This window comes from Vibrio sp. JPW-9-11-11, from assembly GCF_013369335.1.
Lineage (GTDB): Bacteria > Pseudomonadota > Gammaproteobacteria > Enterobacterales > Vibrionaceae > Vibrio.
This window is the reverse complement of sequence record NZ_SZQJ01000008.1, coordinates 130,337-155,185: the sequence shown is the minus strand read 5'-3', so window position 1 is coordinate 155,185 and position 24,849 is coordinate 130,337. Positions and strand designations below refer to the sequence as shown.

24 protein-coding genes, 6 tRNA genes and 1 pseudogene are annotated in these 24,849 nt (G+C 47.0%); 24 read left to right on the top strand and 7 right to left on the bottom strand.

All coding sequences use genetic code 11. From position 1 onward, the window contains the following. Window positions 1-37: 37 nt before the first annotated feature. The 3 genes from FCU94_RS12250 to rsgA all read right to left on the bottom strand — a co-directional run bounded on the left by FCU94_RS12250 (window position 38) and on the right by rsgA (window position 3,675). Window positions 38-1,453, bottom strand: a complete 1,416-nt coding sequence (locus FCU94_RS12250) for an SLC13 family permease (protein ID WP_176288808.1) — start codon at window positions 1,451-1,453, stop codon at window positions 38-40. Between the two features lie 170 nt (window positions 1,454-1,623). Then, entirely contained in the window at window positions 1,624-2,508 is an 885-nt protein-coding gene (gene asd, locus FCU94_RS12245) for an archaetidylserine decarboxylase (RefSeq protein ID WP_176288807.1), read from the bottom strand. A gap of 111 nt (window positions 2,509-2,619) precedes the next feature. Next, on the bottom strand, window positions 2,620-3,675 hold the full coding sequence (gene rsgA, locus FCU94_RS12240; protein WP_176288806.1) for a small ribosomal subunit biogenesis GTPase RsgA: 1,056 nt from the start codon (window positions 3,673-3,675) through the stop codon (window positions 2,620-2,622). 126 nt (window positions 3,676-3,801) lie between these two features. Here rsgA and orn point away from each other — a divergent pair, with 126 nt between their 5' ends. Beyond that, window positions 3,802-4,347 (top strand): oligoribonuclease, encoded by a 546-nt coding sequence (gene orn, locus FCU94_RS12235; RefSeq protein WP_176288805.1) that lies wholly within the window; start codon window positions 3,802-3,804, stop codon window positions 4,345-4,347. A 48-nt stretch (window positions 4,348-4,395) separates the two neighbouring features. Here the strand turns inward: orn and FCU94_RS12230 are convergent, their stop codons facing one another. Then, window positions 4,396-5,106 (bottom strand): hypothetical protein, encoded by a 711-nt coding sequence (locus FCU94_RS12230; protein ID WP_176288804.1) that lies wholly within the window; start codon window positions 5,104-5,106, stop codon window positions 4,396-4,398. A gap of 302 nt (window positions 5,107-5,408) precedes the next feature. Between FCU94_RS12230 and FCU94_RS12225 the strand changes: the two genes are divergently transcribed. The 6 genes from FCU94_RS12225 to FCU94_RS12200 all read left to right on the top strand — a co-directional run bounded on the left by FCU94_RS12225 (window position 5,409) and on the right by FCU94_RS12200 (window position 6,113). Next, window positions 5,409-5,484, top strand: a tRNA-Gly gene (locus FCU94_RS12225). Between the two features lie 35 nt (window positions 5,485-5,519). Beyond that, window positions 5,520-5,595, top strand: a tRNA-Gly gene (locus FCU94_RS12220). Window positions 5,596-5,634: 39 nt separating this feature from the next. Next, window positions 5,635-5,711 (top strand) — tRNA-Met (locus FCU94_RS12215). A gap of 112 nt (window positions 5,712-5,823) precedes the next feature. Further along, window positions 5,824-5,899 (top strand) — tRNA-Gly (locus tag FCU94_RS12210). Between the two features lie 41 nt (window positions 5,900-5,940). Continuing rightward, window positions 5,941-6,017: transfer RNA gene (locus tag FCU94_RS12205), tRNA-Met, on the top strand. 20 nt (window positions 6,018-6,037) lie between these two features. Beyond that, a tRNA-Gly gene (locus FCU94_RS12200) sits at window positions 6,038-6,113 on the top strand. A 544-nt stretch (window positions 6,114-6,657) separates the two neighbouring features. Here FCU94_RS12200 and queG read toward each other — a convergent pair. After that, window positions 6,658-7,770 carry a tRNA epoxyqueuosine(34) reductase QueG gene (gene queG / locus FCU94_RS12195; RefSeq protein WP_176288803.1) on the bottom strand — a complete coding sequence of 371 codons (1,113 nt, stop codon included), beginning with the start codon at window positions 7,768-7,770 and terminating at the stop codon, window positions 6,658-6,660. Between the two features lie 199 nt (window positions 7,771-7,969). Here queG and tsaE point away from each other — a divergent pair, with 199 nt between their 5' ends. The 9 genes and pseudogenes from tsaE to FCU94_RS12150 all read left to right on the top strand — a co-directional run bounded on the left by tsaE (window position 7,970) and on the right by FCU94_RS12150 (window position 17,303). After that, window positions 7,970-8,434 carry a tRNA (adenosine(37)-N6)-threonylcarbamoyltransferase complex ATPase subunit type 1 TsaE gene (tsaE, locus tag FCU94_RS12190; RefSeq protein WP_176288802.1) on the top strand — a complete coding sequence of 155 codons (465 nt, stop codon included), beginning with the start codon at window positions 7,970-7,972 and terminating at the stop codon, window positions 8,432-8,434. Beyond that, window positions 8,428-10,149, top strand: a pseudogene (locus FCU94_RS12185) (LysM peptidoglycan-binding domain-containing protein); the annotation flags it as partial. The gene tsaE and the pseudogene FCU94_RS12185, both read left to right, overlap by 7 nt. 22 nt (window positions 10,150-10,171) lie before the next feature. Further along, on the top strand, window positions 10,172-12,115 hold the full coding sequence (gene mutL, locus FCU94_RS12180) for a DNA mismatch repair endonuclease MutL (RefSeq protein ID WP_176288800.1): 1,944 nt from the start codon (window positions 10,172-10,174) through the stop codon (window positions 12,113-12,115). Further along, window positions 12,112-13,062: a tRNA (adenosine(37)-N6)-dimethylallyltransferase MiaA gene (miaA, locus tag FCU94_RS12175; RefSeq protein ID WP_176288799.1), complete on the top strand. Its 951-nt coding sequence runs from the start codon at window positions 12,112-12,114 to the stop codon at window positions 13,060-13,062. The genes mutL and miaA overlap by 4 nt, the downstream gene beginning before the upstream one ends. Before the next feature lie 188 nt (window positions 13,063-13,250). Next, entirely contained in the window at window positions 13,251-13,514 is a 264-nt protein-coding gene (hfq, locus tag FCU94_RS12170; protein ID WP_038209787.1) for an RNA chaperone Hfq, read from the top strand. Window positions 13,515-13,555: 41 nt separating this feature from the next. Beyond that, window positions 13,556-14,845 (top strand): ribosome rescue GTPase HflX, encoded by a 1,290-nt coding sequence (gene hflX / locus FCU94_RS12165; protein ID WP_176288798.1) that lies wholly within the window; start codon window positions 13,556-13,558, stop codon window positions 14,843-14,845. A 45-nt stretch (window positions 14,846-14,890) separates the two neighbouring features. Further along, a complete protein-coding gene (gene hflK, locus FCU94_RS12160; protein WP_176288797.1) occupies window positions 14,891-16,075 on the top strand; it encodes an FtsH protease activity modulator HflK in 1,185 nt (394 codons plus the stop codon). A 2-nt stretch (window positions 16,076-16,077) separates the two neighbouring features. Further along, window positions 16,078-17,058: a protease modulator HflC gene (hflC, locus tag FCU94_RS12155; RefSeq protein ID WP_176288796.1), complete on the top strand. Its 981-nt coding sequence runs from the start codon at window positions 16,078-16,080 to the stop codon at window positions 17,056-17,058. A gap of 59 nt (window positions 17,059-17,117) precedes the next feature. Further along, window positions 17,118-17,303 carry a DUF2065 domain-containing protein gene (locus FCU94_RS12150; RefSeq protein WP_176288795.1) on the top strand — a complete coding sequence of 62 codons (186 nt, stop codon included), beginning with the start codon at window positions 17,118-17,120 and terminating at the stop codon, window positions 17,301-17,303. Here FCU94_RS12150 and FCU94_RS12145 read toward each other — a convergent pair. Both FCU94_RS12145 and FCU94_RS12140 read right to left on the bottom strand, forming a co-directional pair. Then, window positions 17,300-17,527, bottom strand: coding sequence for a SlyX family protein (locus tag FCU94_RS12145; RefSeq protein ID WP_176288794.1), 228 nt, complete (start codon window positions 17,525-17,527; stop codon window positions 17,300-17,302). The two genes, FCU94_RS12150 and FCU94_RS12145, sit on opposite strands and share 4 nt — an antisense overlap. Before the next feature lie 2 nt (window positions 17,528-17,529). Beyond that, window positions 17,530-18,510: a WD40 repeat domain-containing protein gene (locus FCU94_RS12140; protein WP_176288793.1), complete on the bottom strand. Its 981-nt coding sequence runs from the start codon at window positions 18,508-18,510 to the stop codon at window positions 17,530-17,532. Between the two features lie 131 nt (window positions 18,511-18,641). Here FCU94_RS12140 and fkpA point away from each other — a divergent pair, with 131 nt between their 5' ends. The 8 genes from fkpA (at window position 18,642) to fusA (ending at window position 24,749) form a co-directional block, all read left to right on the top strand. Further along, window positions 18,642-19,430 (top strand): FKBP-type peptidyl-prolyl cis-trans isomerase, encoded by a 789-nt coding sequence (gene fkpA / locus FCU94_RS12135; protein ID WP_176288792.1) that lies wholly within the window; start codon window positions 18,642-18,644, stop codon window positions 19,428-19,430. A gap of 187 nt (window positions 19,431-19,617) precedes the next feature. Then, window positions 19,618-20,334: a helix-turn-helix transcriptional regulator gene (locus tag FCU94_RS12130; protein ID WP_176288791.1), complete on the top strand. Its 717-nt coding sequence runs from the start codon at window positions 19,618-19,620 to the stop codon at window positions 20,332-20,334. A 2-nt stretch (window positions 20,335-20,336) separates the two neighbouring features. After that, entirely contained in the window at window positions 20,337-20,732 is a 396-nt protein-coding gene (tusD, locus tag FCU94_RS12125) for a sulfurtransferase complex subunit TusD (RefSeq protein WP_176288790.1), read from the top strand. Beyond that, on the top strand, window positions 20,729-21,085 hold the full coding sequence (gene tusC / locus FCU94_RS12120) for a sulfurtransferase complex subunit TusC (protein ID WP_176288789.1): 357 nt from the start codon (window positions 20,729-20,731) through the stop codon (window positions 21,083-21,085). The genes tusD and tusC overlap by 4 nt, the downstream gene beginning before the upstream one ends. 7 nt (window positions 21,086-21,092) lie before the next feature. Further along, the gene (tusB, locus tag FCU94_RS12115; RefSeq protein WP_176288788.1) at window positions 21,093-21,368 is read left to right on the top strand and encodes a sulfurtransferase complex subunit TusB; all 276 of its coding nucleotides are present in this window, start codon (window positions 21,093-21,095) and stop codon (window positions 21,366-21,368) included. A gap of 178 nt (window positions 21,369-21,546) precedes the next feature. Beyond that, complete coding sequence (rpsL, locus tag FCU94_RS12110) at window positions 21,547-21,921, top strand: 30S ribosomal protein S12 (protein WP_004399892.1); 375 nt, start codon at window positions 21,547-21,549, stop codon at window positions 21,919-21,921. 101 nt (window positions 21,922-22,022) lie between these two features. After that, window positions 22,023-22,493 (top strand): 30S ribosomal protein S7, encoded by a 471-nt coding sequence (gene rpsG / locus FCU94_RS12105; RefSeq protein WP_045957025.1) that lies wholly within the window; start codon window positions 22,023-22,025, stop codon window positions 22,491-22,493. 156 nt (window positions 22,494-22,649) lie between these two features. Beyond that, window positions 22,650-24,749: an elongation factor G gene (fusA, locus tag FCU94_RS12100; RefSeq protein WP_176288787.1), complete on the top strand. Its 2,100-nt coding sequence runs from the start codon at window positions 22,650-22,652 to the stop codon at window positions 24,747-24,749. Window positions 24,750-24,849: the final 100 nt, after the last annotated feature.

The window sequence follows — 24,849 nt, the reverse complement described above, 5'->3', positions numbered from 1 at the left end:
GTGACCTCAAGTCAAAAACAAGAGGTCACCGAAAGGGTCAGGTTAGGATGAGCGTACCCATATAGACGATCAGTAAGCCGATCACACCGATGATGACGCCTGTTTTCGCCATATCCTTGCTCTCGATTAAGCCTGTCGAGTAGGCTAGCGAGTTAGGCGGCGTTGAAACCGGTAAAATCATACCGAGCGAAGCAGAGAAAGCGACCACCACCAGTAAGCCTTGCAACCCTCCAACGCTGACTAAGCTCTCCATAGACGCGCCAATCGCAGCAGCAATTGGCATCAGCAAGTTGGCCGTTGCCGTGTTGGACATGAAATTGGCCATGATCCAACACACTAAAGACAAAGTCAGGACGACGGCAATGGGTGATAGCGACTCATAATCAATCGCGTGAGCCAGCGCTGAAGCTAGGCCGGTTTTGTCGAGTCCGATACCAATCGCGATACCGCCAGCAACCAGCCACAACACATCCCAATTGATCAGTTTCAGTTCAGACTTGCCCATAATACCGGTGAGTGTAAACACGGCGAGCGGAATGATCGAAACTACGTAGGTGTTCATACCATGCACCTTGGTGGTCATCCACAATAGGATTGTCGCGGCAAAAGTGACGTAGACGACAATCGCGCGCCAGTTCTTTTGAAATTGGCCATCCAGCTTTAAGGTCATGGTTTGTTGTGAAGCCGGGAAAAGCTTCTGCAGTAGGAACCAAGCAATTGTGAGCTGAACAATAACAAAGGGCAGACCCATCATCATCCAAGTCAAGAAATCGATACTGTTTTCTCCGGTTAGATACTGGAGAGCAATAGCGTTGGGGGGCGTACCGATTGGGGTGGCGATCCCCCCTGTGTTTGCCGCAATAGGAATACATAGCACTAGAGCTTTTATCCCGATATCCCCCTTCGGCGCTGACGCGACGATGGGCCCAAGTAGCGCGAGCATCATTACTGTGGTGGCGGTATTTGACATAAACATCGAGAACACGGCGGTGATCAGCATTAAACCGAGCATGATAAATTTAGGCTGGTGACCAAAGGGTCTGAGCAACACTCGGGCTAAGTTGTTGTCGAGTTCATATTTAGAAGCGGCGATCGCGAGGGCAAATCCGCCCATAAAGAGGATGATGATCGGAGAGGAAAACGCGCTAAAGATATCGGTATAGTTCATCAACTCCCCTAAGTCGTGACCTTCGGGTGGAGTTCTGAATAAATGCAATCCTTTGTTGGATATCATGACCAGTTCTAAAGCGATAATTAAAATCGAGGTCGCAAATACCGGTACGGGCTCCAACACCCACAGTAGGGCGGCGAGCAGAAAAATGGCCAATAAGCGGTGTTGGATTAAGGTGAGATCAGCGATCGGAATCCAATCAATGGGCATAAATAGCACACCAACCGGTAGGCCGAAACTGATTAAAAGCTTAATCAGAACGCCAGAATCAATCTTGAGCATAGTAAGAACAGCCTTGTTGCAAACAAATATCAGGCTATAGATTAATTTACAAACAGGGCAGCGTCTTCGACCGAGTCTAGACTTTTGATAAACAGTTGAATTTGTATGACTAGTTTTGTTTTGGGTCAAAAAAGCCCCGCAGTAGCGGGGCGATATGTCGGTTACCGGGTTTAGCTTTGCTGAGACTCGGATGATGGGGTTTGCACATGAGCATAGGCAGTACCCATGACCGTGGATTGACCATTCTGCATGCTGTCATCGAACTGGATTGCACCTTTAGCAAACAAGTTGATAACCGTCGAGCCGAGCTTAAAGCGGCCCATTTCCTCACCTTTTTTCAATATCACGGCTTTGTCGCCTGTTGCGGGATAATCCCATTTGTAAACGCTGTTGCCGCGTGGAGGAGTGATAGTGCCCGCCCACACTTGTTCAATGCTACCGACAATCGTTGCGCCAACCAACACCTGCGCCATTGGCCCAAATGCGGTGTCGAAAATACACACGACACGTTCATTGCGCGCAAACAGGTTAGGTACGTTCTCTGCCGTTAGTGGATTGACCGAAAACAGATCACCAGGAACATAAATCATCTGACGCAATGTACCATCGCATGGCATGTGGACACGGTGGTAATCACGTGGAGAAAGGTAAAGTGTGGCGAATTCCCCGTTTGCAAACTCTGCTGCCAGATCAGCGTCACCGCCGAGCAGCTCTTGGGCAGAAAAATCATGACCTTTCGCTTGAATCAATTTTCCGTCGGTAATTGGGCCGAACTGGCTCACACACGCGTCGGCCGGGTGGGTGATGACTGAATCCCCATCAGCAATAGGGCGCATTCCAGGTTTCAGTTCACGGACAAAAAAATCGTTAAACGTCTTGAAGTGCTTAGGGTCTGAATGCAGCGCTTCGTCCATATTGACGTTGTACTGTTTAATGAACCAGCGAATGACGGCCGTGGTTAGACCGCCTGCCTGGGCTGAGGCGAGTTTACCCATAAGCCGAGTTAAGCCGTGCTGTGGTATCCAGTATTGCAGTCCAACTTTAATCTTATCCATTGTGTTTCATTCCAATGTTATGTGTACGATTGACGAGTTTATGGGCGCGAGATGTTACTGAAATTGTTTTTCGATGTCAGCTGTTGCGCGCGTTTGCTTACAAAATTACCGCTACAGGTCGGCTTTTTTATTGCGTGAGTACTGACGGTTCGCTTTGTTCTCGGCCATGCTCTCTAAAATGCGATGGTAGTTTTCAAAACGGACTTCGCTGATTTCGCCCTCTTCAACCGCTTGGCGAAGTGCGCAGTTCGGATCGTCATTATGTTTACAATCTCGGAACTTGCAGCCACCAAGATAGGGACGAAACTCAATGAAAGCTTTGGTGATTTCGTCTGCCTCAAGGTGCCACAGGCCAAATTCGCGTACTCCTGGTGAGTCGATGAGATCGCCCCCAGTTGGAATGTGGTACAAGCGGGAAGCGGTGGTGGTGTGTTGGCCTAAACCAGAGTTTTGAGAAACCGCGCCTTCTTCTACGTTAAATTGTGGCATTAAGGCGTTGACCAAGCTGGACTTTCCTACCCCTGACTGGCCAACAAAAATGTTGATGCGGTCTTTCAGTTCCGCTTCCAGTTCTGCAATGCCTTCACCAGTTTGTTTACTGACAAACAATACCTTATAGCCAATGCGCTCGTATTCGCTTAGCCAAGATTTGTATTCTGCTAACTGCTCGGATTCGAGAAGGTCAATTTTGTTGAGTACCAGTAGCGGCGCAATTTGTAACGTTTCAGACGCGACTAGGTAGCGGTCAATGATGTTCAAAGACAATTCTGGTAACACAGATGACACGATGACCATTTGGTCTACATTAGCCGCAACGGGTTTTAGGCCGTCATAGTAGTCTGGACGAGTTAATACTGAAGTTCGAGGCTCGACCGCTTCGACAACGCCGCTGATACCTTCCATCGATTCTAGTCCTGGGCGCCAAATCACTTTGTCGCCAGAAACAAGCGTTTCAATCCCACGGCGTAGGTTGCAGCGTTGGACTTCTCCACTTTCGAGGTCTTCGATGTCAGCGTGCTGTCCAAAACGAGTGATAACCAGGCCGGATTTACTGCCTCCAAGCATAGACTCATCCCACTGGACGGTCTCTTCCTGCTTGAGTTTGCGTTTTTGGTTATGGCGAACACGCCTTACCTGACCTTTGGTTAGCTTTTTCTTTTTAGCCACGTTTCTCTACTTCAGTTGATTAATTTATCGAGTGATACCCATTTGACGAACGTATCTCAATCTATCTTGGATATCGGAATTTGGGTATAGTACCTCTTTTAGCACAAAACCAATAGGCAACGATTTATGTCCTTTAGCGATCAAAATCTGATTTGGGTTGATCTTGAAATGACTGGGCTGGACCCAGAAACACACAAAATTATCGAAATCGCCACCATAGTGACAGACAGTGAATTAAATATCTTAGCTGAAGGACCTGTACTTGCCATTCATCAACCTGAGCAAGAACTGCAAAAAATGGATGAGTGGTGTACTACCACTCATACAGGAAGTGGCCTCGTTGAGCGCGTACGTGAAAGTAAAATTGATGAGCAAGAAGCGATTCGCCAGACCATTGAGTTCCTAGAAAAGTGGGTACCGAAAGGTAAATCGCCAATCTGTGGCAACAGTATCGGCCAAGACCGTCGTTTTCTGTACAAGCATATGCCTGAGCTAGAGCAGTATTTTCACTATCGTTATATTGATGTCAGCACACTGAAAGAGCTCACTCGTCGCTGGAAGCCGGAAGTGCTTGAAGGGTTTAGCAAGCAAGGGAGCCACTTAGCATTGGATGACATCCGCGAATCTATTGCCGAATTGCAATATTATCGTCAAACCATCTTTAGCATCTAATCTCAGTAAAAAGAGCCGCATCGAAAGTGCGGCTCTTTTGCTATGAGGTTACGGGATAGGTAAAAAGACAAACTGTGCGACACCTTGGGCCACTTTGGTAATGCTGCGATTGGTTTTATCCGCCACAATCAGCGCCATCATATCTTGAATCATGATCATCTTGGTGAATAGTCGGTCGAAGCTCATATCACCGCCTTGCTCATTGGTATCGTTGGTGTAGATCAGCGGATTTCCTTCGCTATCTTTGCGGTGGTATAGGCGCCAAACAAATATCTCGATGTTTCTCGCGCTGTTGTACAAAGCTTGTTCGTCGAGCGAATCAAGGATAAAAAATTCTTGCTGGTGGTTGTAAGAACGTCTGAGCATTTCGGTTAGGCCGACCACAGCAGCGAAGACGCGATCGCCTTGATAGTTGGGGTCAAAGCTCAACAAAATTGCGTCAATGCCCGTCACTTGATTGAGCTCGTCAAATAACAATGACGGTAGCTCGACTTCTTCTTCTGAGCCTAAGATCTGTTCAATGCGACTTTCAATCGTTGCATCGGGTTTCTTGCTCAATTGAATAGGATTGCGAACATAGAGCTTGCGCGTTAACTCAGCCACTTGGGCCTTGAGTTGACGGGCGTGCACGTCCATGACGAAGTCAACATCGCTTTTCCCTAAGTTTCTGACTGGCTTAGGTAGGGAACCACATCCTGAAAGCAAAAGTACGAGCATGAGTAATGCGGCTAAGGGTGCACGAGAACGGCGAAAGTGCATACAAGATTAAATCCGTTTAATTAATTCAGCGAATTGAGGTTTCTACGTCCTGTTATATAGAAAAATTTAGGCTTCGGCGACGGAGTGCTTGCAAAAGGCAGGTCGATATCCCACTTTGTGTTTTTAAGGTCGGCTAGGTACTTGCTGCAACAGGGTTTTGGTCGGTTTTCAAGTCATTTACCCTAACGCTGTGCACTTTTTGCTCAAACACAAAAAAAATGGATGTTTTTTGCATGAAGGACTTGCATCACAAAAAAATGCTCTTATAATTCGCAGCCCTAAACGACATAAACGTTGTTGATGCGACACTAGCTCAGTTGGTAGAGCGCAACCTTGCCAAGGTTGAGGTCACGAGTTCGAACCTCGTGTGTCGCTCCAGTTTGATAGCTTTCATTGTGCTTAACAGTGACACTGCGACACTAGCTCAGTTGGTAGAGCGCAACCTTGCCAAGGTTGAGGTCACGAGTTCGAACCTCGTGTGTCGCTCCAAATTGATAGCTCTCATTGTGCTTAACAATGACATACGGACGCGGGGTGGAGCAGCTTGGTAGCTCGTCGGGCTCATAACCCGAAGGTCGTCGGTTCAAATCCGGCCCCCGCAACCATTTTTAAAGGTGTTGTGAATCGCTAGCTCGTCGTGCTCAGCCATTCATAAAACCCAGCGAAGGTCATAGGTTCAAATCCGGCCCCGCAACCAATTTCTCTTCAAGAGAATATGCGACACTAGCTCAGTTGGTAGAGCGCAACCTTGCCAAGGTTGAGGTCACGAGTTCGAACCTCGTGTGTCGCTCCATTTAATGGTCTTCATCGTACCTAACGGTGACATAATACGGACGCGGGGTGGAGCAGCTTGGTAGCTCGTCGGGCTCATAACCCGAAGGTCGTCGGTTCAAATCCGGCCCCCGCAACCAATTTCTCTTCAAGAGAATATGCGACACTAGCTCAGTTGGTAGAGCGCAACCTTGCCAAGGTTGAGGTCACGAGTTCGAACCTCGTGTGTCGCTCCAAATCTCCTCAGGTGAGAGATCACTTGAATCGGTCTTATGACTACCGCTCTTTTGTAATGCTGAGAAGCATCATGCCAAAGTAAAATAGTCCTCCTAATTATTAGGTGGGCATTTTTATGTCTAAATTTAGTCTTTCAACACGTGACGTGTTCATCCCAATTGATGGCAAGCTAGGTGCGAGCTAGGGTTCCACATAACCATCAACAGACTTATCCACAGAATATTGTTTGTGGATAACTTGGTGGGTAAGCTGAATTTTCTCTCTGTATAACACGGGACTAAAACGATCTTTTGCTACTATCTAGTATCAGTCAGAATGCGAGTCATGTTGTAAGTCATTGTTTTATCGTGATTTTTGTTTGATTTTCTTGTCTGGGGAAAGTCAGCCATTCGATCATTAAGTTATTGTTTTTTGATCCTAATCATTTATTAGTGATGTGGTTAACTTTTTCAACTGAAACAATTTGGCCTATGTTGCTTAATTTTTTCCACATTCTGATTTTTGGAGCTAAATCAAGTTCTGATGATGTCTAATCGGCAAGTATTATGCATCTCTTGGCAGTCCTTTTTCTACTATCCTGATCAGACGTTCAGTTTGAGTGGAGGTGTGAGCTAGCTGTTGTTGTTGCTCTGCTAGTGCCCAGTGAATATGTTGGTCAAGCATCTCATTCAATCCAAGGCGATCGGTAAGCGCCTGTACAATACGTAGGGAGTAGGGGGCATTGCCCATCGCGATGGCAAGATTCCTTAGCCATTGGACATGGCCAATTCGACGAATCGCTGAACCTTGCATCTTATTGAGGAAGGTTTGTTCGTCCCACATAAACAACTCCACCAAGTCGGCGTTATTTAACGCCTCTCGACGATGAAAATCTTCTTGCTGCGTGATCGCCGCAAAACGATTCCACGGGCAAACCAACTGGCAATCATCACAGCCATAAATGCGATTTCCCATCGCTTGGCGAAATTCTTCAGGGATGACGCCATCGTGTTCGATAGTTAAGTATGAGATACATCGCCTTGCATCAACGATACCGTCTTCAACAATGGCGTTGGTTGGGCATGAGGTGATACAGGCTTTGCATTTTCCGCATTCATTCTGGCTCGCTTCATCGACTGGAAGCGGAATATCAATGAGCAGTTCACCGAGAAAAAACCATGAGCCTGCTTCCTTGTCGAGAATCAGTGAGTGCTTCCCTGTCCAACCTAGTCCCGCTTTTTGCGCTAAAGGTCTTTCCAATATAGGGGCGGAATCAACGAAAGGGCGATAACCAAGTTGAGAGACTGCTTGTTCAATCTTTTGCCCTAGCTTTTTAAGCTGGTTTCGTATCAACTTGTGGTAGTCACGACCTAGGGCATAGCGGCTAATGTATGCTTGAGTAGGATCGGCGAGATTGGAGGCAAATTGTGCGTGTGGCGGAAGGTAGTCCATTCTTACACTGATAACACGCACTGTGCCAGGTAGTAGCTCATCAGGACGCGCTCGCATCATTCCGTGACGTGCCATCCAATCCATCTCACCATGAAAACCGGCATCAAGCCATTTTTGCAGCTGCGCTTCATGTTCAGAAAGGTCGACATCACAAATCCCTACTTTCTGAAAGCCGAGTTCTTGACCCCAAATTTTGATCTTGTCGGCGAGCTGTTGGTAGTTCATGTAGATGTGCTCCTGATAAAGGGGGCAGGATCTTAACGGATCTTATACTTAGGATCTAGCCAGCAAAAAACAGAAAACAGCGTCAAATTGATGATTTTTCGTTTTACTTACACAAGATCGCTTGTCTCTCAATTCCAACCCAGTTTACTATTCCAGTTCTTTTGATTTTTATATAATCACAGCCTAGAGATTGATCTTCATGACCACCAAACAATTTGCCCTTAAAGATGAACAAGCAACGATTCAACTAGGAACCGTTTTAGCGCAATTGTGTTCGCAGCAGACCACCATCTATCTGCATGGTGATTTAGGCGCCGGTAAAACTACTTTCAGCCGAGGCTTTATCCGCGCATTAGGTCATGAAGGTAACGTCAAGAGCCCTACTTACACCTTAGTTGAACCTTACCAACTAGCGGATTGGCAGGTGTATCATTTCGATCTTTATCGCTTGGCCGATCCTGAAGAGCTCGAGTTTATGGGCATTCGAGATTACTTTACCTCTGATGCGATCTGTTTGGTTGAGTGGCCAGAGAAGGGCCAAGGTTTGCTACCTGAAGCCGATCTCGATATCGAGCTGCGTTACCAGGGTAAAGAACGTATCGTTGAGATAACAGCGAACAGTCAATATGGATGTCAGTTATTGGAACCGTTGGAGTTATGTTGAAGCTTACCGTATTAAGGGCTGTTTTCTTTCCTATTTTCTTCGCCCTAAGTTTATTGCCGAGTTTGGTCATGGCGAATGCCCTTGAAGGGATTCGTGTTTGGCCATCACCTGATGAGACTCGTGTCGTCATTGATCTCCAATCTGAGGCTGACTACAGCTATTTTTCGCTTTCAAGTCCTGAACGTTTGGTGGTCGATTTAAAAAAAACATCGCTCAATACCCGTTTGCCGCTAACCATCTCAGACAGCCCGGTTCTGAAAAAAATTCGTAAAAGTTCCCCGCCGGAGAAAAGCACTTACCGATTAGTCTTCGAGCTTAAGCGCAAATCCACAGCCCAAATTTTTAAGTTAGCCCCTACTCCGGGTGGTCAATACGGCCATCGTTTGGTGATCGATTTGGCGCACCGCAATAGCACCAGTACTTCAACGGCATCAACCACGAACAATGCCACTCCTGCAACGGTGAGTCGTGATGCTTCTGAGCTATTAGGTACCGCGGATATTGTTGTCGCGATCGACGCCGGTCATGGTGGTGAAGATCCAGGGTCAATTGGTCCAACGCGTAAATACGAAAAGCACGCGACGTTGGCGGTATCCAAAAAAATTGCTGACCAGATTAATGCGGTACCGGGGATGAAAGCGGTGTTGACTCGTCGTGGTGACTACTACGTTAATCTGAATAAACGCTCGGAAATTGCGCGTAAAAACAGAGCGCACTTGTTAGTCTCAGTACATGCCGATGCGTTCCACTCGCCAAAACCTCGTGGCGGGTCTGTGTTTGTGCTAAACACTCGCCGCGCCAATTCGGAAATTGCTCGTTGGGTTGAGAATCATGAGGAGCAATCACAGTTGCTTGGCGGTGCTGGTGAGGTACTGGCGAAAAATAATAGCGACCGCAATATCAGCCAAACGCTACTCGATCTGCAGTTTAGTCACTCACAAAAAGAGGGCTATAAAGTTGCGACGAATATTTTGCGAGAGATGGGCCGAGCGGGAATTTACTTACATAAAAAAGAGCCAGTGAACGCAAGTTTGGCGGTTCTCAAGTCACCAGATATTCCGTCGGTGTTAGTAGAGACCGGCTTTATTTCGAATCCGACTGAAGAAAAATTGCTGTTCCAGCGCAGTCATCAAGATAAGCTAGCACGCTCGTTGACCAAAGCGATTGTGCAGTACTTCGAAAGTAGTCCACCAGAAGGGACGCTGTTTGCTAACCGTGGTAAGAGCCTTAAGCACAAGGTATCGCGAGGTGAATCACTGTCTATTATTGCGAGTAAATACGGTACTAGCGTTCAAGTATTGATGCAGGCAAATAAGCTGAAGAGTAGCAGTCTGGCAATCGGTCAAATCCTTGTCATTCCAGGTGCGAAAAATGCGATCAAAGTGCCTGAAATTACCAATCCTGTAGAAACGAAAACACTGACGCATGTTGTTCAGCGCGGGGAATATTTAGGTAAGATCGCCGCCAAATACAAAGTGTCGGTTGCGGCAATAAAACGTGAAAACAGGCTCAAGTCAGATACGTTAAAACTGGGGCAAAAACTCAAGATAACGGTGAGCTTGAAAGATCAGCCTCTGCGTAAGCACAAAGTTCAGCGTGGCGAGTTTCTTGGTAAGATCGCTTCGAAATACGGGGTGAGCGTTGATAGCATTCGTAAAGCCAACAAATTGCGCTCGGATCAACTGGCGGTTGGCCAAGTGTTGATCATTCCACACAATTGCTTCTGGAGTGAACCCGATGACGATCAAGATCCTTCCTGCCCGCCTTGCCAACCAAATTGCAGCTGGTGAAGTGGTCGAACGCCCTGCTTCTGTGGTGAAAGAGTTGGTGGAGAACAGCCTAGACTCAGGTGCAACGCGTATCGATATCGATATCGAGAAAGGGGGCGCTAAGCTTATCCGTGTACGCGACAACGGCAAAGGTATCGTTAAAGATCAACTTGGCTTAGCACTGAGCCGACATGCGACGTCAAAGATTCACACTTTAGACGACCTAGAAGCCATCATTAGTTTAGGCTTTCGTGGAGAAGCGTTAGCTAGTATTAGCTCGGTCTCTCGACTCACCATGACCTCGCGCCCTGCGGTGCAAGAACAAGCTTGGTCGGCATACAGCGAAGGGCGAGAAATGCAGGTTAAACTGCAGCCTGCGGCCCACCCGATTGGTACCACAGTTGAAGTCTTAGATCTTTTCTTTAATACCCCTGCGCGGCGTAAGTTTCTTCGAACTGAAAAAACCGAATTTACCCATATTGACGAGCTGTTAAAACGCATCGCACTGAGCCGCTTTGACGTGACGATCAACCTCAAACACAACGGAAAGCTGGTTAAACAGTACCGAGCGGCGAAAACTGAGCCTCAGGCTGAGAAACGTATCGCCGCGGTTTGTGGGAGTGCATTTGTGCGTCATATGCTCAAGATAGAGCTCGAGCATCAAGGCCTAAAGCTGCATGGTTGGATTACGACGCCAGAAGGGGCTCGTCAGCAAAGCGATTTACAATACTGCTATGTCAATGGCCGCATGATGCGGGACAAATTGATCAACCATGCGATACGGCAGAGTTACGAGAGTAGTTTACGACCTGATCAGTTTGCTACCTATGTGCTGTTTATTGAGCTTGATCCTCATCAGGTCGATGTCAACGTGCATCCCGCTAAGCATGAAGTTCGCTTTCACCAAGCGCGCTTAGTACACGATTTTATCTATCAAGCCTTGAGCGATGCGTTAGCGCAAAGTGAGCATATCAGTAAAACACAACAAACCGCGTCGGCTTTCCATACCGAAACCACGCCGTCTGATGTTGCTTCGATTGCGCCGCAAGAGCTTGAACCGTCTAAGTTTGAGCAAGAACAAGAGGCGATAGAGTCAGTGCCCACTTACCCAGGACGTAATGACTATCAATCCAGTCAGAGGCAAGTGCGAGAACGCAACCCGCGCAGTGATTGGCATGAATCCCGTCCTGAGCCACGTAACAAACAGAATGAGCGCTATGGTGAGCCAACCCCTCGCAAGCAAGAAGTACGCGCATATCAAGCACTACTCTCTACTCCGGATGTGGCACCAGAAGAGCGCCTTTCTCAAGCCCAAACGCAGACAGCGTCTCAGCCGCATCAAGAGGTTGAAGCGTTGGGTAAAGCCGTCGCTGTCGTACACGGATGCTATCTTGCAATGGGGGACAAAACCGGATTGCGCTTGGTCAGTTTGGCGCGCGCAGAGTGGTTGAGGGTCAGCGGTCAGTTGTCGTTAGGCCAAGGCGGTTTAACCAGTCAGCCTTTACTGGTGCCTTTAGCCCTGACGTTAGACAGTGTACTGCTTGAGGCCGCAGAGCAATCGGCAGCGGTACTAAAACAGTTGGGTATTGAACTTAAAGTACGAAATAGCAAATCGCTGATGGTGATGGGCGTTCCCCAACCGTTGCGACAGCAAAACCTGCAACAACTGTTGCCAGATCTGTTATCTTACGCTGTTTCTCGCTCGGCAACATCGCCTTCATTGAGTCGCACAGAGTTGGCAGACTGGCTTAGTGACCGTATTACTCAAGTGAAAAGCGACTACACTTTGTCGGAAGCGATACAAATTGTGTCTGATATTGAACACTTGTGGCAGGGTCAACTGCCTTTAGATGACAGCACATTTGTTAAACCGATTGATTTTTCTGCAACGATTGCAGCTTTAGAGTTATGAATAACGAACAATTACCTTTGGCGCTGTTTTTAATGGGCCCCACCGCATCGGGCAAAACAGAGTTGGCCATCCGTCTGCGTAAAAAATTCCCAGTCGAAATCATTTCGGTGGATTCCGCTTTAATTTATAAGGGGATGGATATTGGCACCGCTAAGCCCGATGCAGAAGAGCAAGCACAAGCGCCACATCGACTGATTGATATTTTAGACCCGAGTGAAGCTTACTCAGCGGCTGACTTTCGACGTGATGCACTGATTGAAATGCATCAAATTGTTGAGCAAGGCAAGATCCCACTTTTAGTCGGTGGCACTATGCTTTATTACAAAGCATTGCTGGAGGGATTATCCCCACTTCCTGCCGCTAACCCTGACATTCGTCAGCAAATCGAGCAACAAGCATTGACTCTTGGGTGGGATAAGTTGCACGATCAACTCAAGCAGATTGATCCTGTCTCAGCAGCGCGAATTCATCCCAATGATCCACAAAGGTTGTCTCGGGCATTGGAAGTTTATCGAATTTCGGGTAAAACTCTTACTGAGTTGACACAAACTAAGGGTGAAAGCCTGCCGTTTAGAGTCAAACAATTTGCAATAGCTCCCAAGGAAAGGGCAGAACTCCATCGTCGAATTGAGCTACGTTACGAGAAGATGATCGAGGCGGGATTTGAGCAAGAGATGCGTGCCTTGTACGCACGCAAAGATCTTCATCCTGATCTCCCATCGATTCGTTGTGTTGGCTATCGGCAGATGTGGGACTATTTGGATGGGAATTGCACGCTAGATGAAGCGATCTTCAAAGGTATATGTGCAACCCGCCAATTGGCCAAGCGACAAATTACCTGGTTGCGCAGCTGGGATAATTTAACTTGGTTGGATAGCGAAAACATTGAACAAGCACTAGAAACTGTCTCAAATGCCATAGCATCGGACGGTTTTAGCTGTGTATAATGTGATCGCTTTTGCGTGAATCCATCCTGTAAAGGTTTTGTTACTTGAAATTTCGGTGTTTTACCGTCATAACAGGTAACGACAGGGTGTTATTTTATTCGTTTAGCTCAGAGCAAAGGCCGCATCATTTTATGCCGCGCACCACTAGCTAAATAACTAAAACAAAATTACAAAATAAGGAAAATAAAATGGCTAAGGGGCAATCTCTTCAAGACCCATTCTTAAATGCATTACGTCGTGAACGTATTCCTGTATCTATCTACCTTGTAAACGGAATTAAACTACAAGGTCAGATCGAATCATTTGATCAATTTGTTATTTTGCTGAAGAACACAGTCAACCAAATGGTGTACAAGCACGCTATCTCGACGGTTGTTCCAGCTCGTCCAGTGAGCCACCACAGCGGTGATCGTCCACAAGGTGAGCGTCAGCAAGAGAAGTCAGAAGATTAATCAGTCTGAAGTATCTAGAAAAACATTAAGGAGTTGATTGCTTGTTTGACCGTTATGAAGCCGGTGAGCGAGCCGTACTTGTTCATATCAACTTCACGCAAGAAGGGGAGTGGGAAGATCTCAGCGAGTGTGAGATGCTGGTCTCTTCAGCAGGCGTGACTGCGTTACAAGTTGTAACTGGCAGCCGCCAAGCACCACACCCCAAATACTATGTCGGAGAGGGTAAGGCCCAAGAAATTGCCCAAGCGGTGCACTTAACGGACGCCGATATTGTGATTTTTAATCACGCCCTCTCTCCTGCCCAAGAACGTAACCTCGAAAAATTGTGCAAATGCCGAGTATTGGACCGCACCGGTTTGATCCTTGATATTTTTGCTCAGCGAGCCCGTACTCACGAAGGTAAACTGCAAGTTGAGCTTGCTCAACTGCGCCATATCTCTACCCGACTGATCCGGGGTTGGACCCACCTAGAAAGGCAAAAAGGTGGTATTGGTTTACGTGGTCCAGGTGAAACTCAGTTAGAAACTGACCGACGTCTATTGCGTGATCGAATTAAAGCCATACTTCGTCGCCTAGATAAAGTGGCTAAGCAGCGTGAACAAGGTCGCCGAGCTAGACATCGAGCGGAAATCCCAACCGTCTCCTTGGTTGGTTATACCAATGCAGGGAAATCGACCCTGTTTAACCGCATTACTGAAGCGGGTGTGTACGCCGCGGATCAATTATTTGCTACTTTGGACCCGACGCTACGTAAAATTGAGTTAGCAGATGTCGGTCCGGCCATACTTGCAGATACGGTAGGCTTTATTCGCCATTTACCCCATGATCTGGTCGCTGCGTTTAAAGCGACACTGCAAGAAACGCAAGAAGCTGACATTTTGTTACATGTTGTCGATGCCAGTGATGAGCGTTTTCGTGAGAATATCCGAGCTGTTGATGAAGTTCTGGAAGAAATAGACGCCCATGAGGTGCCTTATCTGATCATCATGAACAAAATTGACAACCTAGAAGGGCAGTCCCCGCGTATTGAGCGTGATGAGGAAGGCGTTCCTCGCCGCGTTTGGGTATCTGCGATGGAAGGTCTAGGTATGGATCTGCTATTCGATGCGTTGACCGAGCGCCTCGCTAGCCAAATGGTTCAATACCAATTGCGAATTCCGCCACAACATCAAGGCCGGATTCGTAGTACATTCTTCCAGATGAAATGTATTCAACGAGAAGAATATGACCAAGACGGTAACCTGTTGATTGAAGTTCGAATGCAACAGGTAGACTGGTCTAGACTTGAAAAAAGAGAAGGGGCAGTTTTACGTGACTTTATAGTTACTTAAATGACTGCTACAGTATAACGTCATATCAAATGATGGAGCTTTCTAATGGCGTGGAATGAGCCTGGTAATAACAACGGCAACAATGGCCGCGATAATGACCCTTGGGGTAGTAATAATCGTGGTAACAAGGGTGGCCGTGATCAAGGACCGCCAGACTTAGACGAAGTATTTAATAAACTGAGTCAGAAACTGGGTGGAAAGTTTGGTGGCAAAGGTGGTAAAGGTTCGCCGATGGGTGGCGGTAGCGCACTAGGTTTTGGTGTGATTGCTGTTATCGCTATCGCAATTTGGGTCTTTGCTGGCTTTTACACTATTGGTGAAGCGGAGCGTGGCGTCGTGCTGCGTCTCGGTAAATACGATCGTGTCGTCGATCCAGGTTTGAACTGGCGTCCTCGTTTTATTGACGAGGTGACACCGGTTAACGTGCAGGCTATTCGTTCATTACGTTCATCTGGTCTTATGCTAACCAAAGATGAAAACGTAGTGGCCGTGGCGATGGATGTTCAATACCGTGTCGCTGACCCATACAAGTACCTATTCCGAGTCACGAATGCTGACGATAGTTTACGCCAAGCAACAGATTCTGCGCTGCGTGCGGTGATTGGTGACTCGCTGATGGACAGTATTTTGACCAGCGGTCGTTTATCTATTCGTCAGAACACTCAAATTACTCTCGAAGATATCGTTGATAACTACGACATGGGTATCGAAGTTGTTGCGGTGAACTTCGAAGACGCTCGTCCGCCAGAAGAAGTGAAGGATGCGTTTGATGATGCAACGGCTTCTCGTGAGGACGCACAACGTTTCAAACGTGAAGCTGAAGCGTATCAAAATGATATTATTCCTAAAGCGAAAGGTCGTGCTGAGCGTCTACTCAAAGAAGCTCAAGGTTATAGTGAGCGTGTAGTCAACGGAGCTTTGGGTGAAGTGGCTCAATTTGAAAAGCTGCTTCCAGAGTATCAAGCGGCTCCAGAAGTGACACGTAATCGCCTTTACCTGGACACGATGGAAAAAGTCTACTCCAGCACATCGAAAGTTCTGATTGATTCAGAGTCGAGTGGCAACCTGTTATATCTGCCTATCGACAAGCTTACTGGTGGTCAAAAAGAGGCAAGCAGTCGCTCAATGAAAGAAACGTCTGCATATGATCAAATCGAGTTAGAGCCACAATCAAATAGTCAAACTAACGACTCTGGTTCTCGTTCTACATCACGTCAAGGGAGATATTAAGAATGCGTAAGTTAATGATCCCTGTTTTAGTCGTTGCACTTGCCCTTATGCTGATGTCGTTATTCGTGATCCCTGAAGGGGAGCGCGGCATCGTTATTCGCTTTGGTCGAGTATTGAAAGACAATAATGAGATCGCGCGAATTTACGAGCCGGGTCTGCATTTTAAAATGCCGCTGTTTGACCGTGTCAAAACACTGGATGCGAAGATCCAGACCATGGATGGACGCTCTGACCGTTTTGTAACGTCAGAGAAAAAAGACGTCTTGATCGATTCGTACATCAAGTGGCGTATCGAAGATTTTGGTCAATACTACTTGGCAACTGGCGGTGGTAACGCAAATACGGCGCAAACGCTGTTGAGCCGCAAAGTCACTGACGTGCTACGTTCAGAAATTGGTTCGCGCGAGATTAAACAAATCGTTTCTGGTCCGCGTAACACTGATGTATTGCCTGACAGCGCTGATTCAGACGTGGTAACGACTGAAGCGGCAAAAGAGGCATTGGAAGTCGATGGTGAACGTGACATCATCATGAAGAACGTTTTAAACGATACACGTAAAGATGCGATGGAAGACTTAGGTATCCATGTCTTCGACTTTAGAATGAAGAAGATTAACCTGCCTGATAGTATCAACCAGTCTATCTATAATCGTATGCGTGCAGAGCGTGAGTCGGTCGCAAGACAGTTCCGTTCTGAAGGTCGAGAGCAAGCTGAGATTATTCGAGCTCAAGCGGAGCTAGAGGTCGCTACCATTCTGGCTGAAGCGGATAAAACCGCTCGAATCACTCGAGGTGATGCAGACGCAGAAGCGGCCAATATCTACGCGGAAGCTTACAACAAAGATCCTGAGTTCTTTGGCTTTATTCGTTCATTACGCGCTTATCAATCTTCATTTAACAGTGAAAGTGACATTTTAGTGTTAGATCCTAAGAGTGATTTCTTCCAGTACATGAACAATGCGGCTGGTGGCAAAGCTCAGTAATTGGCTATTTGTTAGCATAAAGGCTCCGTATGGAGCCTTTATTTTTGGTAGAGAAAAGTATGTCGAACTCACTCTGGCTAGCGTTTGGGCTAGTGCTCATTGTCGAAGGGTTAGGCCCCTTGATCGCCCCCAATGGCTGGCGCAACATGGTGGCTCAATTGAGTCAGCAACCAGACTCGCAACTTAGACGCATTGGAGGTTGCCTTGTGGTGGCTGGCGCCGTGATCGCTTACGTTTTCAGCTAGTAGTGCGGAGGGGGCGTTTCTTCAGAAGGGTCGGCTAAGTTCGAAGAGTCGATGTTTTTGACTTTTCCTACCACGTACTTCATCTGATCTTGCATCTTGGAGATCAATAACTGTTGTTGGCTTAAGGCCTGATTCAACTCTTCAATCGTCTGCTCTTGGAAAGCCAATTGACACTCTAAGTCATTGACTCGGCTTTCTAATTGTTCAACTTGCTGCTTTGTCATCACTAATAATCCACATTCCAAGCCTGGGCGATACCTGCGGAGGTGCCCGAAATCACGCGATTTTGCGTATCAAAGGCAGCATCATACACCACAGCGCGTGGGGGGCGAGTATCTTTTAGTGGTTCGGCTTCAAAACCATCGACCCGTTTGCCGCTGTGACTGTCCCACACCATGATGCGGCTTGAAGGGGTTCCGGTGACTAAATAGCGCCCATCGTCAGAAAAACGCGCAGTAGAGAAAATCAATTGGCGCGAAAAACTGCGTAAATTTGATAGCGCTTCGCCAGTCGTTAAATCCCAGACAATGGCCTGATTGCCACCATCGGATGTAAAAGCGTATTTACCATCACGGTGCAGCGCCACCCGATTGACTCGTTGTTCGTGCTCAAATGTTTTTAGGACTTGTCCGGTTTGGGTGTCCCACAGATAAGCTTTGTAGTCGTTTCCACCCGTTAGGGCGAATCGGCCGTTGGGTGATAGAGCCACCGTGTTAACTTTTTCGTTGTGGGCAAGGAACTCTAGGCGCCTACCAGTGACTAAATCGACGTAAATTGCTTTACCGTTTGAGAGTCCAAGCAAGACTTGTTCACCGTTACTGGCAATGTCAATATCGCGAATTAGGCCGTCAGAAATAGACCAAAGCCCCTGAGCTTGAGTCCATGCAAGGTCCCAAACGGCAAAGTTTATCTGGGTTGCCGTGACGGCAAAGCGGCCGTTGTCGGAAATACGAATGCGAGACACTGTACTCGCTTGCGGGTCTTGTGCGCCTAAAGAGGCGAGCTCTTGGCCTTGGTAGAGGTCCCACAACACAAGCTGGTGCTCTTTTGAGTAGAGAAGTGCGAAACGTGCGTCTCGGCTCAATGCGAAACTCGTGGTCCCTTTGGGTTCAATTGTCCATCGTTGAGTGTCTGTGCTGGAGAAAAAACAGCCATTTAACCCGATGATGACAATTGTAATGATAAGTGAGTTAAAAATTATACGCATTGAGTCCAAATATCCGCTTGGTTTACGTTTAATTACAGCGCATATTGGTTATATTGGTACAACATGCAAATGTGTACCAATCTTTCTTAAAGATTTGTGCACAAAGACAAAAGTCTCAATTGGAGAGTTAAATGAAATCGATTTTTAAAGTGTCACTGCTGGCTGCAACTGTTGCACTGGCTGCGGGCTGTCAGAAAGAAGAAGAGCCAAAAGTAGACACCACCCCAGCGGCTGAACAGGTCCAAGCTGAAACGGGCAAACAAGTAGCGTTCAAAACAGAGGATGACAAGGCTGCGTACGCTATTGGTGTCTCTTTTGCTAATTACCTCAGCACCAGTTTAGACAAGCCTAGCGAAATCGGTATCACACTAAACAAAGATTTAGTCCTTAAAGGTATCGAGCATGTGTTCGCGGGTAACCCAGAACTCAACGAAGAAGAAACGCGCGCTGCGCTTGAAGCGTTAGACAAGCGAGTGGCGGAAACCATGCAAGCACAAGCCGCTGAGAAAGCGGCAGAAGCGAAGAAAGCGGGGGAAGACTTCCAAGCTGAGTTCGAGAAGCAAGAAGGCGTGAAGAAGACAGAAACCGGGCTACTTTACCAAGTCTTGACACCGGCAGAAGGTGAACAGCCGAAAGATACCGATACGGTTCAGGTCCATTATAAAGGTACTTTGATCGACGGTACTCAGTTCGATAGCTCTTACGATCGCGGCGAGCCTGCCACTTTCCCATTAAACCGAGTGATTCCTGGTTGGACAGAAGGCGTACAGCTAATGCCTGTTGGCTCGAAGTTTAAGTTCGTGATTCCACCACAACTGGCTTACGGTGAGCAAGACACGCCAACCATTCCTGCTAACTCTACTTTAGTGTTTGAAGTGGAATTGCTAAAAATCGATAACGGTGAAGACGCGACTCAATAGTCACTGGCAGCGATTAACATCAGGCCTAGCATAAGCTAGGCCTTTTTTATTGATGCCAAAGCGTGACTTTGATAACCAAATTTTTTTGTTCTAAATCACTAGATGGTCGGTTAGCTAGGTGTGCTTATCAAAATTTCTGATAAACTTACACCAATTTGTTGATTTTTCGCGCTAAGGCTTAAATAAAGTGACCACTACAGAAACAGTAAACACGGATATGTTGCTCGAAATGGAATCTGTCAATGTGATGCCATTTAGCGAGCACGACAAAATAATTCTAAGATCGTATGAAGCGGTGGTCGATGGCATCGCGAGCCTAATCGGACCGTTTTGTGAAATCGTTCTGCACTCATTAGAAGATTTGAATACGTCCGCGATCAAAATTGCCAATGGCGAAAATACCGGGCGTCAGGTTGGTTCACCGATCACCGACCTTGCTTTGAAGATGCTCAAAGATATCGAAGGATCTGAGCGTAACTTCTCCCGTTCCTATTTTACCCGCGCCAAGGGCGGAGTGTTGATGAAGTCGATCACGGTTGCAATCCGTAATGGAGAGAATCGTGTCATTGGCTTGTTGTGTATCAATGTGAATTTAGATGCACCATTCTCTCAAGTGTTGCAATCTTTTATGCCAACGGAAGAAGCGAAGCAAGCGGCCTCTTCAGTCAACTTTGCTAGCGACGTTGAAGAGTTAGTCGACCAAACGGTTGAGCGTACGATTGAAGAAATCAACGCGAATAAGTCGGTATCGAACAATACCAAAAATCGTCAAATTGTTATGGAGCTGTATGACAAAGGGATTTTTGACATTAAAGATGCCATTAATCGCGTTGCTGATCGTCTCAATATCTCTAAGCACACGGTTTATCTCTATATTCGCCAGCGCAAAACTGAGGACGAGTAACGGTGAGTGGTTTGACTTACACCCTAGTGGTTAATGGTCCGGTTTATGGTCGACAATCAGCAAGAAGTGCCTACCTCTTCGCCCAAGCCTTGATTGAGCAAGGTCATACTGTCGTCAGCGTGTTTTTCTACCAAGATGGTGTGACCAATGGCACGGCTTTGAGTGTTCCTGCCAATGATGAATTTGATTTAACCCAAGCATGGCAAACCATGGCCAAGCAGCATGCTATCCGTTTAGAAACCTGCGTTGCTGCAGCCCTGCGTCGTGGAATTGTGGGTGAAGATGAAGCAAGCCAGCATGGCCTAGCGCATAGTAATCTCGCGACTGGCTTTGAGCAGGCGGGGTTAGGTAGTTTAGCAGAGGCGATGTTAACCCAAGATAGAGTGGTGCAGTTTTGAGTCAGCTAACTTATTTATTTCGCAGTGCGCCGCATAGCCAAAATGCAGGCCGTGAAGGCGTCGATGCGTTGCTCGCAGCGTCGGCTTACTGTGAAGATATTTGCGTGCTGTTTGTCGGTGATGGTGTTTATCAGCTTCTGCTTGGGCAAGACCCTAGTGCTATCTTGAGTAAGGACTATGCGCCGATGTTAAAGCTGTTCGACTTGTATGACATCGAGCAGGTATTTGTGTGCGGTGAATCGTTACAAGAGCGTGGCCTAGCAAAGGCTGACTTAGTCATTGATGCTCAACTGTTGACTGTTGAGCAAATCCAAGCTCAATTACAACAATCCGCTAAACTGCTGTCATTCTGAGGCGACTATGTTACATATCATAAAATCGGTCGCGGCACTCAGTGACGCCGTGCGACTATGTCAGACACAAGATGAGTTATTGCTGGTGGAAGAGGCGGTTTACGCGGCTATCCCTCAGCACAGTGCTTTTCATCAACTAAAAAAGCTATCTGTTTTTGCCCTAAAAAACGACTTGGATGCCCGCGGTATCCGTCACCGGATTAGTCCATCTATTAAGGTGGTCGATTACGCAGGTTTTGTTGAGCTGACCGTAAAGCAAGCCAAATCTCTCACTTGGGATTGATCTCTTGTTCGTCTCGATGAAACTTTACGGACGAAATGTCCGAATTGGACAAAAAAGATCCGTATATTTCTTGACACACCTCTCACTGCTGAATAGAATTTTGCGTCCCTAACTGCCGACGGTGGTTGGGGCTAGATTTTTCACAAAGCTTACTTTCAAGTAAATCAGGAGCTAGTTAATGGCAACTATTAACCAGTTGGTACGTAAGCCACGTGCAAAGCAAGTTGTTAAAAGCAACGTGCCTGCACTAGAAGCGTGCCCACAAAAACGTGGTGTATGTACTCGTGTTTACACTACTACACCTAAAAAACCTAACTCAGCACTTCGTAAAGTATGTCGTGTTCGTCTAACGAACGGCTTCGAAGTGACTTCGTACATCGGCGGTGAAGGTCACAACCTTCAAGAGCACTCAGTTGTTCTAATCCGTGGTGGTCGTGTTAAAGACCTTCCGGGTGTGCGTTACCACACTGTTCGCGGCGCATTAGACTGTGCTGGCGTAAATGACCGTAAACAAGGTCGTTCTAAGTACGGTGTGAAGCGTCCTAAGTCTTAATGGAATCCGTTAAGTAAGGCCAAACACTAAATTATTTTTAATTTTTTGAAAAAACTGAAAAGTTTTGGATAAAACCTGAAGAAGACAACGGAGATAAATCCATGCCACGTCGTCGCGTCATTGGTCAGCGTAAGATCCTTCCAGATCCAAAATTCAAATCTGAATTGCTGGCAAAATTCGTTAACATCCTTATGGTTGACGGTAAAAAATCTACTGCAGAGAAAATTGTTTACACTGCACTAGACACTATGGCTGAGAAATCTGGTAAAGATCACTTAGCTGTATTTGAAGAAGCTCTTGAAAATGTTCGCCCAGCGGTAGAGGTTAAATCTCGCCGTGTAGGTGGTTCAACTTACCAAGTTCCTGTAGAAGTTCGTCCGGTTCGCCGTAACGCACTTGCTATGCGTTGGTTGGTTGAAGCTGCGCGTAAGCGTGGTGAAAAATCTATGGCTCAACGCCTAGCTGCTGAAATGCTAGACGCGTCTGAGAACAAAGGTACTGCGGTTAAGAAACGTGAAGACGTTCACCGCATGGCTGACGCAAACAAAGCGTTCGCACATTACCGTTGGTAATACCTTTCTGTGCCGCAGGGTTCCCTGCGGCGCTACTCTAGTTCCTATGCGCAAGCCTAGGAACTATTGCTATATCTAGGGGTAGGGAAAATTGCGTTAAGCACTCCTAATATCATCTAGAGATAGCAATAGTCCCTAATTCAAGAGGATTCAATCGTGGCTCGTAAAACACCTATCGAGCGCTACCGCAATATCGGTATCGTCGCTCACGTAGACGCAGGTAAAACAACCACAAGTGAACGTATTCTGTTCTACACTGGTCTTTCTCACAAAATCGGTGAAGTTCACGATGGTGCTGCTACCATGGACTGGATGGAGCAGGAGCAAGAGCGTGGTATCACCATCACCTCTGCTGCTACGACAACCTTCTGGCGTGGTATGGAAGCGCAATTCCCAGACCACCGCATCAACATTATCGACACCCCTGGACACGTAGACTTCACTATCGAAGTAGAGCGCTCATTGCGCGTACTTGATGGTGCCGTTGTTGTGTTCTGTGGTTCCTCGGGTGTTGAACCTCAATCTGAAACTGTATGGCGTCAAGCAGATAAGTACCACGTTCCACGTATGGTATTTGTCAACAAGATGGACCGTGCAGGTGCCGACTTCCTACGTGTGGTTGACCAAATTAAAAACCGTCTTGGTGCTAACCCTGTTCCTATTCAACTTAATGTTGGTGCAGAAGAAGACTTCAAAGGTGTTATCGACCTTATCAAGATGAAGATGATCAACTGGAATGAAGCTGATCAAGGCACGACCTTTACTTACGAAGATATTCCAGCAGATATGATGGAACTGGCTGAAGAGTGGCGCAACAACTTAGTTGAGTCGGCAGCAGAGGCTACTGAAGAGCTGATGGATAAGTATCTTGAAGAAGGCGAACTGACTGAAGCTGAGATCAAACAAGCACTGCGTACCCGCACACTAAACAACGAAATCGTACTGGCTACTTGTGGTAGTGCGTTCAAAAACAAAGGTGTTCAAGCGGTACTCGATGCAGTGGTTGAGTTCTTGCCATCACCAATCGACGTTCCTGCAATTAAGGGCGTGGATGACAATGAGAAAGAAGTGGAACGTCACGCAGACGATAACGAACCGTTTGCAGCGCTGGCATTTAAGATCGCCACTGACCCATTCGTGGGCACGTTAACCTTTATGCGTGTTTACTCGGGTGTGGTGAATTCTGGCGACGCCGTTTACAACTCTGTTAAGCAGAAAAAAGAGCGCTTTGGCCGTATCGTACAGATGCACTCAAACAAGCGTGAAGAGATTAAAGAAGTTCGTGCGGGCGATATTGCCGCGGCAATCGGCCTAAAAGATGTAACAACAGGTGATACGCTTTGTGATGCTAACCACAAGGTTATTCTAGAGCGTATGGAATTCCCTGATCCGGTTATTCAGATCGCCGTTGAACCTCGCTCAGTTGCTGATCAAGAGAAGATGGGTATTGCACTAGGTAAACTAGCGGCAGAAGATCCATCTTTCCGTGTCGAAACGGACGACGAAACAGGTCAGACTCTGATCTCGGGTATGGGTGAGTTACACCTAGATATCATCGTTGACCGCATGAAGCGCGAATTCAGCGTCGACTGTAACGTAGGTAAACCACAGGTTGCTTACCGTGAAACTATCCGTGGCAGCGCGGAAGTGGAAGGTAAATTTGTTCGTCAATCTGGTGGTCGTGGTCAGTACGGTCACGTATGGATCAAACTGGAGCCATCTGAACCTGGCGAAGGTTTTGTCTTTGTCGATGAAATCGTGGGTGGTGTGGTTCCTAAGGAATACATCAGTTCGGTAGCGAAAGGTATCGAAGAGCAAATGAACAGTGGTGTACTAGCGGGTTACCCAGTGCTAGATATTAAAGCAACACTGTTTGATGGTTCATACCACGATGTTGACTCTAACGAAATGGCGTTTAAGATCGCCGGCTCGATGGCATTCAAGAAAGGTGCACTTGAAGCGCAACCTTGTCTTCTTGAGCCTATGATGAATGTTGAAGTAACGACTCCAGAAGACTGGATGGGTGATGTTGTTGGTGATCTTAACCGTCGCCGCGGCATGATCGAAGGTATGGACGATGGTGTGGCGGGGATTAAGATTATCCGTGCACAAGTTCCGCTATCTGAGATGTTTGGTTACGCAACAGACCTACGTTCTGCAACTCAAGGCCGTGCGTCTTACTCTATGGAGTTCAACGAGTACGCTGAAGTACCGAAAAACTTCGCAGAGAAAATCATTGCAGACCGTGGTTACTAATAAAACGCTTTGAACGAGAAAAAAGTCTGGCTTTTTTTGAAGATCAAGGCGTCGAAATATTGCGCTGACTGACGTTGGCGCATAAAATAGCAATTTCTGG

Bases quoted from the DNA above. Each gene is read 5' to 3' on its own strand.
- queG (WP_176288803.1), bottom strand. From the start codon at position 7,770: ATGAACTACCAACAGCTCGCCGACAAGATCAAAATTTGGGGTCAAGAA.
- hflK (WP_176288797.1), top strand. From the start codon at position 14,891: ATGGCGTGGAATGAGCCTGGTAATAACAACGGCAACAATGGCCGCGAT.
- miaA (WP_176288799.1), top strand. From the start codon at position 12,112: ATGAATAACGAACAATTACCTTTGGCGCTGTTTTTAATGGGCCCCACC.
- FCU94_RS12250 (WP_176288808.1), bottom strand. From the start codon at position 1,453: ATGCTCAAGATTGATTCTGGCGTTCTGATTAAGCTTTTAATCAGTTTC.
- hflC (WP_176288796.1), top strand. From the start codon at position 16,078: ATGCGTAAGTTAATGATCCCTGTTTTAGTCGTTGCACTTGCCCTTATG.
- FCU94_RS12150 (WP_176288795.1), top strand. From the start codon at position 17,118: ATGTCGAACTCACTCTGGCTAGCGTTTGGGCTAGTGCTCATTGTCGAA.
- FCU94_RS12230 (WP_176288804.1), bottom strand. From the start codon at position 5,106: ATGCACTTTCGCCGTTCTCGTGCACCCTTAGCCGCATTACTCATGCTC.
- FCU94_RS12145 (WP_176288794.1), bottom strand. From the start codon at position 17,527: ATGACAAAGCAGCAAGTTGAACAATTAGAAAGCCGAGTCAATGACTTA.
- tusB (WP_176288788.1), top strand. From the start codon at position 21,093: ATGTTACATATCATAAAATCGGTCGCGGCACTCAGTGACGCCGTGCGA.
- fkpA (WP_176288792.1), top strand. From the start codon at position 18,642: ATGAAATCGATTTTTAAAGTGTCACTGCTGGCTGCAACTGTTGCACTG.
- orn (WP_176288805.1), top strand. From the start codon at position 3,802: ATGTCCTTTAGCGATCAAAATCTGATTTGGGTTGATCTTGAAATGACT.
- rpsG (WP_045957025.1), top strand. From the start codon at position 22,023: ATGCCACGTCGTCGCGTCATTGGTCAGCGTAAGATCCTTCCAGATCCA.
- FCU94_RS12140 (WP_176288793.1), bottom strand. From the start codon at position 18,510: ATGCGTATAATTTTTAACTCACTTATCATTACAATTGTCATCATCGGG.
- rpsL (WP_004399892.1), top strand. From the start codon at position 21,547: ATGGCAACTATTAACCAGTTGGTACGTAAGCCACGTGCAAAGCAAGTT.
- asd (WP_176288807.1), bottom strand. From the start codon at position 2,508: ATGGATAAGATTAAAGTTGGACTGCAATACTGGATACCACAGCACGGC.
- hfq (WP_038209787.1), top strand. From the start codon at position 13,251: ATGGCTAAGGGGCAATCTCTTCAAGACCCATTCTTAAATGCATTACGT.
- mutL (WP_176288800.1), top strand. From the start codon at position 10,172: ATGACGATCAAGATCCTTCCTGCCCGCCTTGCCAACCAAATTGCAGCT.
- tsaE (WP_176288802.1), top strand. From the start codon at position 7,970: ATGACCACCAAACAATTTGCCCTTAAAGATGAACAAGCAACGATTCAA.